The sequence below is a fragment of the Amycolatopsis sp. lyj-90 genome, assembly GCF_046549035.1.
Taxonomy (GTDB): Bacteria; Actinomycetota; Actinomycetes; order Mycobacteriales; family Pseudonocardiaceae; genus Amycolatopsis.
The window spans coordinates 636,323-651,999 of sequence record NZ_JAJPWP010000002.1 but is presented as its reverse complement, the minus strand read 5'-3'; the positions used below and the strand labels follow the sequence as shown (position 1 = coordinate 651,999).

The window sequence follows — 15,677 nt, the reverse complement described above, 5'->3', positions numbered from 1 at the left end:
ACACCTCCTTGGTTTAAGTACGATAAATCATACTTAAACCAAGGGCAAGGTGCTCAATCGTCTTGTGGGCGGACCAGGCGGCCGATGCGGCCGAGTTCGAGTCCCGCGCTCTCGGCGATCGCTTTGAGTTCGTTGTAGACGCTGCGCAAGGACAACCGGCCGCCGCGGCGGTTCAGGAAGAGCGCGGGGTTCTCGTCCGCGCCCGGCCAGGTCGCCCGCTCGGCCAGCCAGTCGTCGAGTGCGGCGCGCAGTCGTGGATGCAGGGGGATCACCCGGTCACGGCCGGAACGAACGAACAAGACACCCTCGTCGGCGAAGGGGCAGACGTCCGCCACGTCGAGCGCGACCACTTCGTTGCCCCGCAACCCCGCGTAATACACGGTGCACGCCAAGGCTTTGCCACGGGCGGGGGCGCGTTCGGTCGCGTACAACCACAGTGCGCGGGTCCGATCGGACAAGCCGCCCGAGGCGATGTCCGTGAGATTCCGGCGGCGCCTGATGGCCCGGCCAGGGGTGCGTTCGCGGAAGAAGTCGTCGATGGCGACGACATACGCCTTCACCGTCGAGGGTTTCTGGTTCTTCACTGTCAGGAGATACGAGCGATAGCCGAGTATCGCCCGGTCGCGAACGTCGGGATCTGTCAGCCGTTCGCCGGTGACACCGGTTTCGCCGAGCCACGCCAGGAATTGCCTTACCCGTGAGCAGTACACGCGCACGGTCTTCTTGTCCAAAGGGCCGTCGGCCGCGATGTTCTTCGTGTATTCCTCGAACGCCGCGTGGAATTCCTCCGGCACCACCGTCGGTCTGCGACCGCGTTGGTATTCGAGCTTGTGCATTTTCCGCCGACCGATCGTTTCGCCGTTTCAGAGCCCGCGAACGGAGGGTGGCGGATCCTGGCCGGCGGGTTGCACGACCCGTTCCGCGATCAGCCAGTCGCCGTCCGGTTGTTCCAGGTAGAGGTCGAGGAAGTCGGCGATGAGGCAAGCGCCCGTCCCGGCTTCGCCGGTGAAGGTGTGCCAGGTGGACACGGCGATGACGGTGTGGTCGTTCCGGGCTTCGAGCAGCATGCTGCCGGGCACGTAGCGGATGCTCCGGCTGCCGGCCTTGGCGTGGAACGAGGTGATGAGGGAGTCGAGGTCGGTGAACTCGCCGTCCGGAGCCGCGTAGTGGACGTCGGCCTGGAAGACGTTCCGGAGCCTCTCGAACTCCTCGTGGTCGAGCGCGCTGGCGAGGGCGGCGTTGAGTTCGGCGATCGCCTTGCGCACCTCGGGTGTCACGTGGTTCATGGCTCCTTTGCTTTCGCTTTCGGCACGCTGCTCAGTTCACGAAATAGGTGACTTCGCCTGCGTACGGGAATTCCTTCGGGCACTGCACGGTCTCGTACGTGAACGCGCGGAACGGTCCGCTGGAGACGACCAATTCGGATTTCTGCGGGAACAGCCGGTGAAGGCACATCACGGTCGCGCGGAACGTCCCGTCGGCGGGTTCGGTGCAGTACATCGTCTTGCTCTGCGGAAGAGGCTCGCTGAGCGACGCGGTGCAGGACGGCTCGGTCGTGGCCGTTCCGGCTTCGGCCGTTCCCGGTACGAGGACGGCCGCCAGGATCAGGACGGACACCGCCCGCGGTGCGATGCGCACGTGGAAGTCCTCCTCGCCGAAGACCGGCATCGGGGATATGGCGGAGAAAGTGGATTTGCCCATGGACGTCGAGGGGGAGCGTCGCCCATGGGCAAATCCAGGGGCGTGACAGCCACTTCGTCGAGTGGTGCCGCACTTCGCAAATTACGGTTCTTTTATCGCGGGTGACAATACCCCGATCGGGTCACATTGCCGTAGCCGAACTTCGATCGAATCATCGGGATTCTCAATAGTCCGAAGTCGGCTCCTCGCTTCGGTTGTGGTCGCGGAATCCCTATGATATCTCTGGTCAAGATCAAACAGGTCGGCTTCTCGATATGCTCCCGCCGTGATCCGCGAAGACAGTGCGCGGAATCATGCTCGGCACTCTTGTTCCCCTTTGTCCGTGTCGCCTCTCCGGCGTCATGTCGTCATACCCATCGAGGTTTCGAAAGGCAGATCGAGCGAGATGACCATGAACGCGGGGTACTGCGGGCGTGTCCTCGGCGAGGAGTTGAGGAAGGTCCGCCGGGGCAACGGCTGGACCCGGAGGCAACTGCAGCGACGGCTTCAGGACTCAGGTCTGGAACTGGGGCTGCCGACCCTGGCCACCTATGAACTCGGTACCCGCCAGTGCTCGGTCGTCCGCCTGATGCAACTGTGCGCCGTCCTCGGCATCTCTCCGGACGAACTGCTGGCGCGCGTGCGCCGCAGAATGGCGGGCGACGCCAAGATCCTGCATATCAGTCTCCGGCAGGTGAGCACGGCGAAATCGGTCAAGCTGCGCCCGGTTCGCGCCTGGGCGGAACTGCGGCTGCGTGATATGGGAGCGGACGAGGACCTGCTGGTCGACCTGTCCGATTCGGCCGTCGAGAACCTGGCCCGGCTCTGCGGCCTGGAATCCGGGGAGTTGGTCGGTCATCTGAAAAACGGCGCTTCCCGGTGAGTGCGCGAGAATCGATGGAATTCCTCGATGGTCGGCCAAGGCAACGGCTATCAATGGCCTTTCCGGCCGGCGTTTCCCGAATAGGTGTCCGATGGACGGTGAAGGGTTCGCCTGGCTGGGTGTGGCCTCGATGACGGAATCGAACATCGTGATACTGGGCAGCGGGTCGCTGGCGCGGTCCATCGCGTATTCGCTGGCAGGCCAGTGCACCACGAGATCCGTGGTGACGATCGTGTCGAGGATGCCGGCGAGCGCCGCGGAACTCTGCTACGTCGCGGACGCCCGGGCGGTTTCGGCCGGGCGGCCGGTCCGGTTCGTTTCCCGGCCGCTGAACAGCTACCGGGCCGATTTCCTCGCCTCGCTCCTGCGGCACACCCGGCCGGGGATCGTGGTGAACTGCGCGTCGGTGCAGTCGCCCTGGGAACGGGCCCGGTCGCGATCGGCGTGGACGGACCTGATGACCCGGGCTGGGGCCGGGGTGACACTGCCCCTGCAGGCGGCCATCCCGATCGAGGTGGCGTCGGCGGTTGCCGCGGTCGAGTCTCCGCCCCTGTTCCTGAACGCGAGCCTTCCCGACGCGGTGAACCCGTTGCTCAGAGCGCTGGGGCTGCCGGTGTTCTGCGGGGTGGGCAACGTGGCGCTGATCGCCGCGTCGCTCCAGGAGGCGTTACGGCCGGAAAAGGGCGTCTGTCTCCGGGTCGTCGGCCACCACCGGCACCTGCGGCGGCCCGAGTCCGAAGAGGACGAAGCGGTGGCCTGGCTGGACGGCACCCCGGTCCGCTGGGTGACTTCGCTGCTCGAACGTCAGCGGGCCACGGCCCGCTCCGAGCTGAACTTCGTCAACGGTGAAGTGACGGCGAAACTGCTCACCGGTCTGCTCACCGGAGCGGAGATACGGACGAGTCTGCCGGGACCGCACGGGTTTCCGGGCGGCTATCCCGTGCGCGTGCGCGGACGGACGCTGACCCTCGACCTGCCCCCGGGCCTTCGCCTGGACCAGGCGGTGGCAATGAACAAGGACTGGGCCGAACAAGACGGCGTACTCGTGGAGGAGAGCGGCTCCGTCGTGTTCGGCGAACGCGGGGTCCGGGAGATGCGAGTCGTCTTCCCCGGCTTCCCGAGCGTGGTCCGGGCCGGTGAGATCCCGGATCTGTGCACGCGCTTGCTGCGCTTGCGGGCCTGGCTGAGAAAGGTGGACGTGCCCCTCGACGGAAGTGTTCCCCCCTCGAACGTCCGAACCTGAGTGGTCCGGCCACCGGGCCTACGGCGTGGTCGGCGCACCGGGGGAGAGGCGGTCGGCGCCGGAGGTCAGCGGTGCCGCGCCGGGCAACGGCGCGCCCGCGGATTCGGTCAGGTGAAGGGTGCTGAACAAGCCGATCACCCCGGCCCCCACGAGGTAGTAACCCGGCCAGTCGAGGTTTCCGGTGGTGGTCACGGCGATGCTGATCGCGGTGGGCGCGGTGCCCGCGAAGGCCGACACGAAGACGTTGAAGATGATGGCGAGGCTGCCGAAGCGGATGAAGGTGGGGAACAGCGCGGGAAGGGTGGACGGGGCGACTCCGGCGAAGCAGACGAGGGTGAGACCGATGATCAGCAGCCCGGCGACCTGGCCCGCGAGACCACTCCGGAGCAGCCACACCGCGGGCAGGCCGAGGAAGACGAGGGAAAGGCTTCCGGTGAACAGGATCGGCTTCCGCCCGATGCGGTCGCTGAGCCTGCCGACCGGGACGACGACGGCGAGCATCACCAGCATCACCCCGACCTGAAGCGCCGTCGAGAAGGATTCGCTCGTCCCGTGATGGCCGCGGCCGGGAAGCGTGCCGGTCAGGTAGGTCGGCACGTAGTTGGTCAGGACGTAGTTGGTGACGTTCCAGGCGACGACCAGCCCGCCGGCGACCAGCGCGGCCGAACGGTAGTGCGTCAGCAGGATCCGGCAGCCGCGCCGGAACGACAAGGTGGCCATCGCCGGGGAGCGCTCCATCAGCTGCCGGAACGCCGGCGTCTCCTCGAGACGGATCCTCAGGTAGATCCCGACGATCCCGAGTGGCAAGGCCACCATGAACGGAATCCGCCAGCCCCAGGACAACAGGTCTTCGTCGGGGAGCACGGCGATCAGGATCGCGCAGAGCCCGGCACCGGACGCGTAGCCGACCAGTGTGCCGAATTCGAGCCAGCTGCCGAAGAAGCCCCGGCGCCGATCGGGCGCGTATTCGGCGACGAGCGTCAGCGCGCCGGTGTACTCACCGCCCGCCGAGAAGCCTTGCAGCATCCGGATGAACAGCACGAGGAGCGGTGCGGCGATCCCGATCGTCCCGTAGCTCGGGATCAGACCGAGCAGCGTGGTGGCGAGTGCCATCAGGAGCACGGTGGCGGCGAGGACCTTGGTGCGGCCGATGCGGTCACCGAGCGGTCCGAGGATGAACCCGCCCAGCGGCCGGATCACGAACGCGGCGGCGAAAGTGCCCAACGTGAACACGCTCGCCCATTCCCCGGCGTCCGGGAAGAAAACGCGATCGAGGGCGACCGCGGCGAGGTAGGAATAAATGCCGAAGTCGTACCATTCGGCGATATTCCCCAGTGTCGCCGCGGTGGTGGCACGGCGAACCGTCCCCTCGTCCGCACTGTGCTTTCCGTCCGCTCGGGATTGATCGTTCACATCGCTCACCCTGCCGGTTCGGTGGATGCGTCCATGATCATTCAAGTGCGTGGACAACTGATATATCTGCTGAACGTAAGTGATGTGTCAGCAACCGGTCAAGGGATACTTCAGGTCAGAGTTCGACCTGGAGTTCCAGGCGAGCGCGGATCTCTTCGGCGCCCTGCGTGAGCAATCCGGCGATATCCTGGAAGTCGCCGGGCTCCAGATACTCGCCGGTCGCCGAAATGCTCAGCGCGCCCGCGATACGGCCGCCCGGTCCGCGTACCGCCACGGCGACCGAATTGAGATCGGCCTCCAATTCCCCGATCGTCGCCGCCCAGCCGCGATCGCGGACCCGGTTCAACTCGGCGAGCAAAGCACCGTTGGCGGTGATGGTGCCGCTGGTGAAACGCTGCCGGGGGCGTTCGAGAGCGGCGCTGAGTTCTTCGAAACCGAGGCTCGCGAGCATGACCTTGCCGGTCGCCGTCGCGTGCAGCGGCATGCGGAGGCCGATCCAATTCCGCTCGGTACTGGGTTCCTGTGCCACCACCGTCGCGCCACCGCCTTCGAGCACGCTCAGGTTGACGGTGCCCCGCAGTTCGGCCGCGAGCCGTGTGCAGGTGACCTTGCCTTCCTTCGCGATGTCCAGCTGGGCGGCGGTCGCGCCCGCCAATCGGACGATTCCGAAGCCCAATCGGTACTTGCCCCGGTTTCCTTCCTGGTCCACGAAACGGAACTTTTCCAGTGCCGAGAGCAGCCGGGTGGCGGTCGACTTGTGCACCCCGAGTTCGCGGGCCAGCTCGGTCACCCCGGACGGGCCGCGCCGGGCGAGCAGGATGAGGATCGACAACGCGCGTTCGACCGTTTGGCTGGGTGGTCTCGGTTCGGCTGCGTCGCCGGCTTCGCCGGTGTTGTACATGTTGCAACTCCGTCGCGCGGTGGTGGGTTTCTGGTTCGGGACGATTGACGGACGGCGGGGAGCTGTCCGATCCTCGGTTGCGCAGAGCACGCCTTGTTCCGCCATACGCAACAGGAGTCAAGATGATCTCAGTTGGCGCGGTGTCCGGCATCCCCGTCGGAGAGTCTGTACGGGTGGAGGGGCAAGCCGCAATCGCGGTGTTCAACGTCGATGGCGAGTTCTACGCGATCGACGACACCTGCACTCACCAGGACGCTTCGCTCTCCGACGGCTGGGTGGAGGGATGCGCGGTCGAGTGCCCGTTGCACGCGGCGTGTTTCGATCTCCGCACCGGCCGCCCGAGCGGGCCGCCCGCCCGGAAGCCGGTACGGACCCACGAGGTCGTGCTCGTCGACGGATGGGTCTACGTGCACGAAACGATCGGTGACGCGGTCAAGGCGGCCGGCTCGGTCGTGGAAGAGGTCGCCTGATGCGGGCGGTCACCGTGGTGGGGGCTTCCCTGGCCGGGCTGACGGCGGTCCGCGCCTTGCGGGACCAGGGTTTCGACGGACGTGTCACCGTGGTGGGCGAAGAGTCTCACGCTCCTTACGACCGCCCGCCGCTGTCGAAGGAATTCCTGGCGGGCACGGTGTCCGAGCTCGACCTCGTCCTCGAGACACCGGAGGACGGTCTCCTCGGTGCCGAGTGGCGCCTCGGCCGGAGGGCGGTGGCACTCGACACCGCCGAACGTGCCGTCGTACTGGACGGCGGCGAGCGGATCGTGTCCGACGGCGTGGTGCTGGCCACCGGCGCGTCCGCCCGTTCGCTGCCGGGGCGGACGCCCGCCGGGGTGTACACCCTGCGCACCCTCGACGACGCCGTCGCGCTGCGCGAAGCGCTCGTCCCCGGGACGAGGCTGGTGGTGATCGGCGCCGGGTTCATCGGCTCGGAGATCGCCTCGACCGCGTCGGTGCTCGGCGTGCGGACCGAGGTCGTGGAGGCCGAGCCGGTACCCCTGCGAAGGGCCGTCGGGCCGGAGATGGGCGGGGTGTGCGCCCGGCTGCACGCCACCAGGGGCGTGAAGCTGCGCACCGGCGCCGGGTTCGCCGGACTGATCGGGACCGGCCGGGTCCGCGCGGTCAGGCTGACCGACGGTACGGAGCTCCCGGCGGACGTGGTGGTCGTCGGGATCGGCGCCACCCCGTGCGTGGAGTGGCTGATCGGTTCGGGGGTCGACCTCGTCAACGGCGTCCGCACCGACGTCCGGGGTGCCACGAACGTGCCCGGCGTGGTCGCGGTGGGGGACTGCGCCAACCCGGACGACCCGTACACCGGAACCCCGGCCCGGCTGGAGCACTGGACCAACGCGGTGCAGCGGCCGGTGGCCGCGATCTCGGCGCTGCTGGGCAGGGAGTACACCCCGCCGCCGCATCACGGGCTTCCGTACTTCTGGTCGGACCAGTACGGCCACCGCATCCAATTCGCCGGTCACCGCGCCGAGGACGACGTCGTCGAGGTGATCGAAGGAGACGTGGACTCCTTCGACTTCCTCGCGCTCTACCGCGATCGGGCGGGGCTGCCGGTGGCGGCACTGTCCATCGGCCGGGCCCGCTCGTTCGGCCGCTGGCGACGGCGGCTCGCCCAGCCGCTGTCCATCACGAACTGACGTCTCCCGCAGCCGTAGGAAGGACGACCTTGAGTTCCGTCGAAGTCCAGACTCCCCAGCAGGAGCCCGCCGGCAGCTTGATCCCCACCCTGCCCGGTGCCCACTACACCGATCCGGCCGTCTTCGAACTCGAGCAGAAGCGGATCTTCCAGCGCGAGTGGATCGCGGTGGCCCGCGGTGCCGACCTGCCCGAACCCGGCGGCTTCCGCACCGTCGACGTCGGCGGCGAAAGCGTGCTGGTGGTCCGCGGCCGGGACCGGGCGCTGCGCGCCTTCCTCAATGTCTGCCGTCATCGAGGCGCACGTTTGTGCGTGGAGGAGACGGGTTCGGTGCGCCGTTCCCTGCAATGTCCCTACCACGCGTGGACCTACGGCCTCGACGGCGCGCTGATCGCGGCGCCCAACCTGAACTCGATGCACGACGTCGATCGCGGAGAGCGCGGGCTGATCGCGGTGGCCCTGCGCGAATGGCTCGGCACGGTCTGGGTGTGCCTCGCCGACGAGCCGCCGTCCTTCGCCGAGACGGTGCAGGCCGTGGTCGCCGGCAGGCTCGGCGACGACGAGACGATCGACCGGTGGGCGGTCGGCGACCTGGTCGTCGGGCGGCGGATCACCTACGAGGTGAAGGCGAACTGGAAACTGATCGTCGAGAACTTCATGGAGTGCTACCACTGCGCGACGATCCACCCGGAACTGACCGAGGTCCTTCCGGAGTTCGCGGACGGGTACGCCGCCCAGTACTACGTCGGGCACGGCGCCGAATTCGGCGAGGACGTCGCCGGGTTCACGATCGACGGCCAGGCGGGCTTCGAAAAGCTGGGCGGCGTCGACGACAACCACGACAGGCGCTACTACGCGATCACCGTCAACCCCCAGGTCTTCATCAACCTCGTCCCCGATCACGTCGTCTTCCACCGGATGTTCCCGATGGCGGTGGACCGGACGATCGTCGAATGCGACTGGCTCTACGCCAAGGACGTCGTCGACAGCGGGGTGGACGTGAGCAAGTCGGTGGAACTGTTCCACCGCGTCAACCAGCAGGACTTCGACGCCTGCGAACGCTGCCAGCCCGCCATGTCGTCCAAGGCCTATGCCGCCGGCGGGGTGCTGGTGCCCAGCGAGCACCACATCGGCGAGTTCCGTGACTGGGTCGCCGCGGCGATCGCGAACTGAGAACAGGAGAACCGACCATGGCACAGAAGGTCCGAGGCGTCGTGGCCCTGGAACGGGGCGCGCCGGTCACCGTGGAGACCATCGTCGTCCCCGATCCGGGGCCGGGCGACGCGGTGGTGCGGGTCCAGGCGTGCGGTGTCTGCCATACCGACCTGCACTACCGGGAAGGCGGCATCAACGACGAGTTCCCCTTCCTGCTCGGGCACGAAGCGGCCGGGATCGTGGAGGCCGTCGGCGAGGACGTCACCGAAGTGAGCCCCGGCGACTACGTGATCTTGAACTGGCGGGCCGTCTGCGGAAAGTGCCGCGCGTGCCGCAGGGGCAGGCCCCAGTACTGCTTCGACACGCACAACGCCTCGCGGAAGATGACCCTGACGTCGGGGTTGGAATTGAGCCCGGCGCTGGGCATCGGCGCCTTCGCGGAGAAGACCTTGGTGGCGGCTGGGCAATGCACCAAGGTGGACGCCCGGGCGCGGCCGCAGGTGGCGGGGCTGCTGGGCTGCGGGGTGATGGCGGGGATCGGCGCCGCGGTCAACACCGGTCAGGTCGGTCCCGGCGACACCGTCGCGGTCATCGGCTGCGGCGGTGTCGGCGACGCGGCCATCGTCGGCGCGCGGCTGGCGGGGGCGACCACGATCGTCGCGGTGGATCGCGATCCGCGTCAGCTGGAGAAGGCGAAGCGGTTCGGGGCCACGCATGTCGTCGACGCCCGCGATCTCGATCCGGTCGAGGCGATCCGCAGCTACACCGGCGGTTTCGGGGCCGACGTGGTGATCGACGCGGTCGGCCGCCCCGAAACCTGGAAGCAGGCCTTCCAGGCGCGGGATCTGGCGGGCACCGTCGTCCTGGTCGGCGTCCCCACGCCCGAGATGAAGGCGCCGGAGCTGCCGTTCATCGAGTACTTCTCCCGCGGCGGAGCGCTCAAGTCCTCCTGGTACGGCGACTGCCTGCCCTCCCGTGACTTCCCGGAGCTGATCGACCTCTACCTGCAGGGGGACCTGCCGCTCGACGGTTTCGTGACCGAGGAGATCGCGCTCGACGACGTCGAGGCCGCGTTCACCAGGATGAACGGAGGCGGCGTGCTCCGCTCGGTGGTGGTCCTGTGAGCCCTGTCGAGCATCTCGTCACCTCCGGCACTTTCTCCCTGGACGGCGGGACCTGGGAGGTGGAGAACAACGTCTGGATCGTCGGCGACGAACGGGAGGTCCTGCTCATCGATCCCGCGCACGACGCCCGGGAGATCATCGCCCGGGTCGGCGGCCGTCGCGTCGTGGCCATCGTGTGCACGCACGCCCACGACGACCACGTCGGCCAGGCGCCGTCGCTCGCCGACGGCTTCGGCGCGCCGATCCTGCTGCATCCCGACGAGAGCCCGCTGTGGAAACTGACGCATCCCGACCGGTCCCCGGACGGAGTCCTCGAAGAGGGACAGACGTTGTCGGCCGGAGGCGTCGACCTGAGAGTGCTTCTGACTCCGGGACACTCGCCGGGTTCGGTTTGCCTGTACGCGCCCGAGCTGCGAACGGTCTTCTCCGGGGACACCCTGTTCCGCGGTGGCCCCGGTGCCACCGGCCGGTCGTACTCCGATTTCGGCACGATCATCGAGTCTCTGAAGACGACACTGCTGACCTTGCCGGACGAGACCGAGGTCCGGACCGGACATGGTGAGTCCACGTGGATCGGTGCCGAGAAACCGGACCTCCACGCCTGGATCGCCCGCGGTTCCTGAACGACCGGGTTGCGCTCTTGACCGGCCCGAACAGGCGCCTTACCGTGAAATCGCATTGATATATCAGTTGCCTCCTTCTCTCTTCGGAGCCGCGGACATGACCGAGACGAACCCGCCGGGTGCGGAGCTGCCCGAGCACCCCGACTTCCTCTGGCACGATCCCGAACCCCGGAAGAACTACGACGTGGTGATCATCGGGGGCGGCGGGCACGGCCTGGCGACCGCGCACTACCTGGCGAAGAACCACGGGATCACCAACGTCGCCGTACTGGAGAAGGGCTGGCTGGCCGGCGGCAACATGGCCCGCAACACCACGCTGATCCGGTCGAACTACCTGTGGGACGAGTCCGCGGCGATCTACGAGCACTCGCTGAAACTGTGGGAGGGCCTCGAAGACGACCTCGGCTACCCGATCCTGTTCTCCCAGCGCGGGGTGCTGAACCTCGCGCACACCGAGCAGGACGTCCGCGATTCGATCCGCCGGGTCGAGGCCAACAAGCTCAACGGCATCGACGCGGAATGGCTGGAGCCCGCCGACGTCCGGCGGATCTGCCCGATCATCAACACCTCCGGCGACATCCGGTATCCGGTGCAGGGCGCGACGTACCAGCCGCGCGCCGGGATCGCCAAACACGACTACGTCGCGTGGGGTTTCGCGCGGCGGGCCGACGAGGCCGGGGTCGACCTCATCCAGGACTGCGAGGTCACCGGTTTCACCGTGGACGGCGACCGGGTGACCGGCGTGCGCACCAGCCGCGGCGACATCGGCTGCGGCACCGTCGCGCTCTGCGCCGCCGGGCACACCTCGGTGCTGCTGGACCACCTCGGGGTCCGCGCCCCGCTGCAGTCGCATCCGTTGCAGGCACTGGTCTCCGAACTGCTGGAGCCGGTGCACCCGACCATCGTGATGTCCAACGCCGTGCACGTGTACGTGTCCCAGGCGCACAAGGGCGAACTGGTGATGGGCGCCGGTGTGGACTCCTACAACGGTTACGGGCAGCGCGGCGCCTTCCACATCATCGAGCGGCAGATGGCGGCGGCCGTGGAACTGTTCCCCGTCTTCGCCCGCGCGCATCTGCTCCGGTCCTGGGCGGGGATCGTCGACGTCACCCCGGACGCGAGCCCGATCATCGGCCACACGCCGTACGAGAACGTCTTCGTCAACGCCGGATGGGGGACCGGCGGGTTCAAGGCGACCCCGGGTATCGGCTGGTGTTACGCGGACACGATCGCGCGAGGCACGCCGCATCCCTACGTCGCGCCGTTCGCCCTGGACCGGTTCACCACCGGCGCACTCGTCGACGAGCACGGCGCCGCCGCCGTGGCCCACTGAAACCGAGGACCGACATGCAACTCATCCACTGTCCCTGGTGCGGCCCTCGCGAGGAGACCGAATTCCACTACGGCGGTCAGGCCGGGGTCGTCTATCCGGAGCGCCCGGCCGAACTGTCCGATGTGGACTGGGCCGAGTACGTCTTCTACCGCGACAACCCCGACGGTGCCTTCGCCGAGCGCTGGAGTCACAGCGCGGGTTGCCGCCGTTGGTTCGGCGCGGTGCGGGACACCCGGACCTATCGCTTCCTGAGTACCGCCAAACCCGGAGAGCCCTTGGTGCGGGAAGGCGCGCGGCAACCGAAGGAGGCGAGGGTATGAGCCGCGTCCCCGGATACGGTCGGATCGATCGCGACCGCACGCTCACCTTCACCTTCGACGGTCGCCCTTACACCGGCCACCCGGGCGACACCCTCGCTTCGGCGTTGCTCGCGCACGACGTGCACCTGATCGGATCCAGCGTCAAACTCGGCCGCCCGCACGGGATCAGCGCGGCGTGGACGGAGGACGCGACCGCGCTCGTGCAGATCGAGGAGCCGTTCCCGGAGCCGATGCTCCAGGCCACCACCGTCGAACTGGTCGACGGCCTGGTCGCCCGCGGGCTCGCCGGGCAGGGCCGCCTCGCCGATACCGCCGATCCGGCCCGATACGACCGCGAGCACACGCATACCGACACCCTGGTGATCGGCGCCGGGCCCGCCGGTCTGCTCGCCGCCCGCGCCGCCGCCCGCGCCGGGGAGGACGTCGTGCTGCTCGACGACCGGGCGACGCCGGGCGGGAGCCTGACCGGCACCGAGTCGATCGACGGCCGTCCGTCGCTGGACTTCGTGGACGACGTGGTCGCTGAACTGGCCCGGCTCGGTGCCCGCTACCTGCGGCGGACCACCGCTTTCGGCCACTACGACGACGGTTTCGTGCTCGCGCTGGAGCGGCGGGCCGACCACCCCGGCGCTCCGGAGCACGTCTCCCGTCAGCGCGTGCACCGTATCCGCGCGCTGAAGGTCGTGGTCGCGACCGGGGCACAGGAACGGCCGATCGTGTTCGAGGACAACGACCGGCCGGGCATCATGCTGTGCTCGTCCGTCCGCGACTACCTGCACCGCCACGGCGTGCTCGCCGGACGCGAAGTCGTCGTGTTCACCAGTGACGACGCCGCCTACGCCACCGCGGTCGACCTGGCGGGCGCCGGTGCCCGGGTGACCCTGCTCGACGCGCGCGAGAATCCGCCGGGGGAGTGGGCAGACCGTGCCACCCGTGCGGGTGTCGTCGTCCACGCGTCGACGACGGTCGTCGGCACCGAAGGCGAGGAGCGGGTGCGTGCGGTACTCGCGCGAGGCCTCGGTGGTGATTTCCGGCTGGCCGCGGACCTGCTGGCGGTCTCCGGCGGCTGGAACCCGGTGGTGCACCTGTTCAGTCACGTCCGCGGGGCGTTGGCCTACGACCCTTCGCTCGGCGCGTTCCGTCCCACCGGATCGCTGCCCGGCGTCACCGTGATCGGGGCGGCCAACGGAGTCTTGGACCTCGCCGGTGTGCTGTGCGAAGGAGCCGGGGCGAACGCGCCGCAGGCCGGTCCGGAACCGGTCCGCACCCCGGCCGCGGTGGTGTGGCGTACCGAAGGCGATCCGGACCGCCAGTTCGCCGACATCCAGCGCGACGCCACGGTGACCGACATCGGCCGCGCGGTGGGCGCGGGCCTGCGTTCGATGGAGCACGTCAAGCGCTACACCACCATCGGCACGGCACACGACCAGGGCAAGACCTCCGGCGTGATCGCCTCCGGGATCACCGCGGAACTCCTGGGCGTGGGCATCGAAGCACTCGGCACCACGACCTTCCGCCCGCCGTACACCCCGGTCGCCTTCGCCGCGCTGGCAGGCCGTTCGCGCGGCGGCCTGTTCGATCCCGAGCGCACCACGGCACTGCACGACTGGCATGTCGCGGCCGGTGCTGTGTTCGAGGACGTCGGTCAGTGGAAACGGGCGCGCCACTACCCGGCGCCGGGCGAGGACATGACCGCAGCGGTGCTCCGGGAGTGCGCGGCCGTCCGCGCCGGTGTCGGCATCCTCGACGGTTCGACACTGGGAAAGATCGACGTGCAGGGGCCGGACGCCGGCGTCCTGCTCGATCGGCTCTACACCAACATGATGAGCACGCTCAAGGTCGGCCGCGTCCGCTACGGGGTGATGTGCGGCAACGACGGCATGGTGCTCGACGACGGGACCGTGCTGCGCATCGACGAGAACCGGTACCTGCTCACCACGACGACCGGCGGCGCCGCGAAAGTCCTCGACTGGATGGAGGAGTGGCTGCAGACGGAGTGGCCGGACCTCCGCGTGCACCTGACCTCGGTCACCGAGCAGTGGGCGGTGTTCCCCGTCGTGGGTCCGCGCTCGCGTGAAGTGATCGAAGACGTCTTCACCGGGCTCGACGTCTCCAACGACGCCTTCCCGTTCATGGCCTGGCGCGACACGGTCCTCGACGGCGTCCCGGTGCGGATCGCCCGCATCTCGTTCTCCGGGGAGCTGGCCTACGAGGTCAACGTCGACGCGTGGCACGCGCCCGCCTTGTGGGAACGCCTGCTCGCGGCGGGGGAGCGGTTCGGGATCACCCCGTACGGCACCGAGACCATGCACGTGCTGCGCGCGGAAAAGGGCTACCCGATCATCGGGCAGGACACCGACGGCACGGTCAGCCCGCAGGACCTCGGCATGACCTGGGTGGTGTCGAAGAAGAAAGAGGACTTCGTCGGCAAACGCTCGTTCGCGCGCCCGGCGAACAACGACCCGCTGCGCAAGCAGTTCGTCTCCCTGCTGCCCACCGACGGCCGCACGAAACTGCCGGAGGGCTCCCAGATCGTCGAACTGTGCCCTGGCGGCGAACTGCCCGCGCCGCCCGTCCCGATGCTCGGGCACGTCACCTCCAGTTATCACAGCGCGGAACTGGGCCGCCCGTTCGCGCTCGCGCTCGTGAAGAACGGCCGCGCCCGCATCGGTGAGCTCGTGCACGTGCCGGTCGGCGGCGCGCTCGTGCAGGCCGAGATCGGCGAAACCGTCCTGGTCGACCCGGAAGGAACCCGCCGCGATGGCTGACACCCTGTCCCGTACGCATCCGCTGGAGAACCGGCGACGGGCACTGGCCGAGCTGACCGGCCGGTGCGCGGGGCTGAGCGTCCTCGCGGAGGAACCGGTCGCCGCGGTGGACCTGAGGATCGGCGCGGACGGCCCCGGTGCCGCCGCGGTCGGCCGCGTCCTCGGCGCGGCCCTGCCGGTCGAGCCCGGTACCTGGACGCATACCTGCGACGGCCAGGTCGCCTGGCTCGGCCCGGACGAATGGCTGGTCACCAGCACCACCGCGCCCCCGCGCGAATTCGAGCGGGAACTGGGGTGGGTCGTCTCGGCCTACGACGGCGCCGCCGTGGACGTGTCCGCCCAGCGCACCGGCGTCCGGCTCCACGGGGAGCGAGCCCGTGAGCTGCTCTCGCTGGGGTGCGCGCTGGACCTCCGGCCGTCGGCGTTCCCGGCGGGTGCCTGCGCGCAGACGCACGTCGGCCAGGCCGGGGTGCTGCTCCTGGCACTGGGGCCCGCCGACTTCCGCGTGTACGTCCGGCCGTCGTTCGCGGGGTACTTCGCCGATTGGGTACTCGACGCGGCCGAGGAGTTCCGCACCACCTGACCCCCGG

16 protein-coding genes are annotated in these 15,677 nt (G+C 68.8%); 11 read left to right on the top strand and 5 right to left on the bottom strand.

The features are described from left to right. Positions 1-53 precede the first annotated feature (53 nt). From ACLJPX_RS08745 to ACLJPX_RS08735, 3 genes are read right to left on the bottom strand one after another with little or no spacing between them, the layout of a single operon-like run. Positions 54-836 carry a tyrosine-type recombinase/integrase gene (locus ACLJPX_RS08745; protein WP_410599596.1) on the bottom strand — a complete coding sequence of 261 codons (783 nt, stop codon included), beginning with the start codon at positions 834-836 and terminating at the stop codon, positions 54-56. Between the two features lie 27 nt (positions 837-863). Then, a complete protein-coding gene (locus ACLJPX_RS08740; RefSeq protein ID WP_410599595.1) occupies positions 864-1,286 on the bottom strand; it encodes a nuclear transport factor 2 family protein in 423 nt (140 codons plus the stop codon). Between the two features lie 31 nt (positions 1,287-1,317). After that, a complete protein-coding gene (locus ACLJPX_RS08735) occupies positions 1,318-1,668 on the bottom strand; it encodes a hypothetical protein (protein ID WP_410599594.1) in 351 nt (116 codons plus the stop codon). Between the two features lie 418 nt (positions 1,669-2,086). On the opposite strand from ACLJPX_RS08735, the gene ACLJPX_RS08730 reads away from it, so the two are divergent. Beyond that, complete coding sequence (locus ACLJPX_RS08730; protein ID WP_410599593.1) at positions 2,087-2,563, top strand: helix-turn-helix domain-containing protein; 477 nt, start codon at positions 2,087-2,089, stop codon at positions 2,561-2,563. A gap of 91 nt (positions 2,564-2,654) precedes the next feature. Then, the gene (locus ACLJPX_RS08725) at positions 2,655-3,806 is read left to right on the top strand and encodes a hypothetical protein (protein ID WP_410599592.1); all 1,152 of its coding nucleotides are present in this window, start codon (positions 2,655-2,657) and stop codon (positions 3,804-3,806) included. A gap of 18 nt (positions 3,807-3,824) precedes the next feature. Here ACLJPX_RS08725 and ACLJPX_RS08720 read toward each other — a convergent pair whose 3' ends face one another. Together ACLJPX_RS08720 and ACLJPX_RS08715 are read right to left on the bottom strand one after the other, a co-directional pair. Then, entirely contained in the window at positions 3,825-5,228 is a 1,404-nt protein-coding gene (locus ACLJPX_RS08720) for an MFS transporter (RefSeq protein ID WP_410599591.1), read from the bottom strand. A gap of 106 nt (positions 5,229-5,334) precedes the next feature. After that, entirely contained in the window at positions 5,335-6,120 is a 786-nt protein-coding gene (locus ACLJPX_RS08715) for an IclR family transcriptional regulator (protein WP_410599590.1), read from the bottom strand. Between the two features lie 122 nt (positions 6,121-6,242). On the opposite strand from ACLJPX_RS08715, the gene ACLJPX_RS08710 reads away from it, so the two are divergent. The 9 genes from ACLJPX_RS08710 to ACLJPX_RS08670 all read left to right on the top strand — a co-directional run bounded on the left by ACLJPX_RS08710 (position 6,243) and on the right by ACLJPX_RS08670 (position 15,670). Continuing rightward, complete coding sequence (locus ACLJPX_RS08710) at positions 6,243-6,590, top strand: bifunctional 3-phenylpropionate/cinnamic acid dioxygenase ferredoxin subunit (protein ID WP_410599589.1); 348 nt, start codon at positions 6,243-6,245, stop codon at positions 6,588-6,590. Next, on the top strand, positions 6,590-7,765 hold the full coding sequence (locus ACLJPX_RS08705) for an NAD(P)/FAD-dependent oxidoreductase (protein WP_410599588.1): 1,176 nt from the start codon (positions 6,590-6,592) through the stop codon (positions 7,763-7,765). The genes ACLJPX_RS08710 and ACLJPX_RS08705 overlap by 1 nt, the downstream gene beginning before the upstream one ends. A gap of 29 nt (positions 7,766-7,794) precedes the next feature. Beyond that, the gene (locus ACLJPX_RS08700) at positions 7,795-8,937 is read left to right on the top strand and encodes an aromatic ring-hydroxylating oxygenase subunit alpha (protein ID WP_410599587.1); all 1,143 of its coding nucleotides are present in this window, start codon (positions 7,795-7,797) and stop codon (positions 8,935-8,937) included. 17 nt (positions 8,938-8,954) lie between these two features. Continuing rightward, on the top strand, positions 8,955-10,043 hold the full coding sequence (locus tag ACLJPX_RS08695; RefSeq protein ID WP_410599586.1) for an S-(hydroxymethyl)mycothiol dehydrogenase: 1,089 nt from the start codon (positions 8,955-8,957) through the stop codon (positions 10,041-10,043). After that, positions 10,040-10,666 carry an MBL fold metallo-hydrolase gene (locus ACLJPX_RS08690; RefSeq protein WP_410599585.1) on the top strand — a complete coding sequence of 209 codons (627 nt, stop codon included), beginning with the start codon at positions 10,040-10,042 and terminating at the stop codon, positions 10,664-10,666. Before ACLJPX_RS08695 ends, ACLJPX_RS08690 begins: the two co-directional genes overlap by 4 nt. 97 nt (positions 10,667-10,763) lie before the next feature. Then, entirely contained in the window at positions 10,764-11,999 is a 1,236-nt protein-coding gene (locus tag ACLJPX_RS08685) for a sarcosine oxidase subunit beta family protein (protein ID WP_410599584.1), read from the top strand. Between the two features lie 14 nt (positions 12,000-12,013). Next, positions 12,014-12,319 carry a sarcosine oxidase subunit delta gene (locus ACLJPX_RS08680; protein WP_410599583.1) on the top strand — a complete coding sequence of 102 codons (306 nt, stop codon included), beginning with the start codon at positions 12,014-12,016 and terminating at the stop codon, positions 12,317-12,319. Beyond that, positions 12,316-15,087: a 2Fe-2S iron-sulfur cluster-binding protein gene (locus ACLJPX_RS08675; RefSeq protein ID WP_410599582.1), complete on the top strand. Its 2,772-nt coding sequence runs from the start codon at positions 12,316-12,318 to the stop codon at positions 15,085-15,087. The genes ACLJPX_RS08680 and ACLJPX_RS08675 overlap by 4 nt, the downstream gene beginning before the upstream one ends. Next, positions 15,080-15,670 (top strand): sarcosine oxidase subunit gamma, encoded by a 591-nt coding sequence (locus ACLJPX_RS08670; protein ID WP_410599581.1) that lies wholly within the window; start codon positions 15,080-15,082, stop codon positions 15,668-15,670. Before ACLJPX_RS08675 ends, ACLJPX_RS08670 begins: the two co-directional genes overlap by 8 nt. Positions 15,671-15,677: the final 7 nt, after the last annotated feature.

Coding starts and splice junctions, on each gene's coding strand:
- ACLJPX_RS08745 (WP_410599596.1), bottom strand. CDS start 836: ATGCACAAGCTCGAATACCAACGCGGTCGCAGACCGACGGTGGTGCCG.
- ACLJPX_RS08740 (WP_410599595.1), bottom strand. CDS start 1,286: ATGAACCACGTGACACCCGAGGTGCGCAAGGCGATCGCCGAACTCAAC.
- ACLJPX_RS08735 (WP_410599594.1), bottom strand. CDS start 1,668: ATGCCGGTCTTCGGCGAGGAGGACTTCCACGTGCGCATCGCACCGCGG.
- ACLJPX_RS08730 (WP_410599593.1), top strand. CDS start 2,087: ATGACCATGAACGCGGGGTACTGCGGGCGTGTCCTCGGCGAGGAGTTG.
- ACLJPX_RS08725 (WP_410599592.1), top strand. CDS start 2,655: ATGGACGGTGAAGGGTTCGCCTGGCTGGGTGTGGCCTCGATGACGGAA.
- ACLJPX_RS08715 (WP_410599590.1), bottom strand. CDS start 6,120: ATGTACAACACCGGCGAAGCCGGCGACGCAGCCGAACCGAGACCACCC.
- ACLJPX_RS08710 (WP_410599589.1), top strand. CDS start 6,243: ATGATCTCAGTTGGCGCGGTGTCCGGCATCCCCGTCGGAGAGTCTGTA.
- ACLJPX_RS08705 (WP_410599588.1), top strand. CDS start 6,590: ATGCGGGCGGTCACCGTGGTGGGGGCTTCCCTGGCCGGGCTGACGGCG.
- ACLJPX_RS08695 (WP_410599586.1), top strand. CDS start 8,955: ATGGCACAGAAGGTCCGAGGCGTCGTGGCCCTGGAACGGGGCGCGCCG.
- ACLJPX_RS08685 (WP_410599584.1), top strand. CDS start 10,764: ATGACCGAGACGAACCCGCCGGGTGCGGAGCTGCCCGAGCACCCCGAC.
- ACLJPX_RS08680 (WP_410599583.1), top strand. CDS start 12,014: ATGCAACTCATCCACTGTCCCTGGTGCGGCCCTCGCGAGGAGACCGAA.
- ACLJPX_RS08675 (WP_410599582.1), top strand. CDS start 12,316: ATGAGCCGCGTCCCCGGATACGGTCGGATCGATCGCGACCGCACGCTC.
- ACLJPX_RS08670 (WP_410599581.1), top strand. CDS start 15,080: ATGGCTGACACCCTGTCCCGTACGCATCCGCTGGAGAACCGGCGACGG.